This window comes from Kitasatospora sp. MY 5-36, assembly GCF_001182915.1.
Taxonomy (GTDB): domain Bacteria; phylum Actinomycetota; class Actinomycetes; order Streptomycetales; family Streptomycetaceae; genus Kitasatospora.
Map to the genome: position 1 here is coordinate 1 of NZ_LFVW01001282.1, position 1,036 is coordinate 1,036.

Here is a 1,036-nt window from a genome sequence, read left to right on the forward strand (position 1 = left end):
GGTCGGCCGCTCCGCGCCGAGCGGGCCGACCACGGTCGCGGCCCGGGCGGTGAACTCCAGCACGCCGTCCGCCCGCAGCACCCCGAGGTCGCCGGTCAGCAGCACCCGGCCGTCCGGGTCGAAGTCCGCCCGGACGAAGCGGCGGGCGGTGTCCGCCGGCCGGTTCAGGTAGCCGCGGGCCAGGCCGGCGCCGGCGATCGCGACCTCCCCCGTCATGCCCTGCTTGGCGGGGGTGCCGTTCGGGCCCAGCACGTACACCCGGGTGCCGGGGAAGGGCCGGCCGACCAGCGAGACCCGTTCGGCGCCCTCGGCGGCCGCGGTGCCCCGGGCGTCGAACCAGGTGCTGTCCACGGTGGCCTCGGCCAGCCCGTAGACGTTCAGCACCCTCGCCTCCCCGCCGAGCAGCCGCTGCAGGCCCAACTGCTCGTCCAGGTACCACTTCTCGGCGCCCACGGTGAGCAGCCGCACCCCGGGCAGCCTGCCGCCGGTCCGCGCCAGCAGGGCGGTCAGCCGGCGCGCGGTGCGGACGTTCAGCTCCAGGACGGTGATCCGCTCGGCGGCGACCAGGGCGGGCAGCGCGCCGAGGTCGGCGGCGCGGTCCAGGGTGAGGTTGAACGGGGTGACGACCAGGGTCGCGCCGGTGCCGAGGGCCCGGACCCAGTCGGCGGTGAAGACGTCGAACTCCAGGCTCGCGGTCTGCAGGATCCGGTCCTCGGCGGTGAGCCCGTACACCTCGCGCCAGCCCTCGTACGCGGCCAGCAGGTTGCGGTGCTCGATCAGCGCGCCGAGGGGCAGGCCGGTGGAGCCGGAGGTGTAGAAGACGCAGGCGAGGTCGGCGGCGGTGACCTCGGGCGGCTCGAACGGGGCCCGCGCGGGGGCGGCCGTGTCGACGCAGACCAGCGGCGCTCCGCCCGCGTCCGCCAGCCGGACCCGGTGGCGCTCCTCGGTCACCACCACGTCCGGTGCGGCGTCCGCCAGCACGTGCCGCAGCAGCGCCTCCGGCGCGGTGGGCTCCAGCGGCACGAACGCCGCGCCC

1 protein-coding gene is annotated in these 1,036 nt (G+C 77.1%); it reads right to left on the minus strand.

Going from position 1 to position 1,036, the window contains the following annotated elements; all coding sequences use genetic code 11:
* The coding region (locus tag AE652_RS41975) for an AMP-binding protein (RefSeq protein ID WP_159028750.1) at positions 1 to 1,036 on the minus strand (1,036 nt) is incomplete at both ends.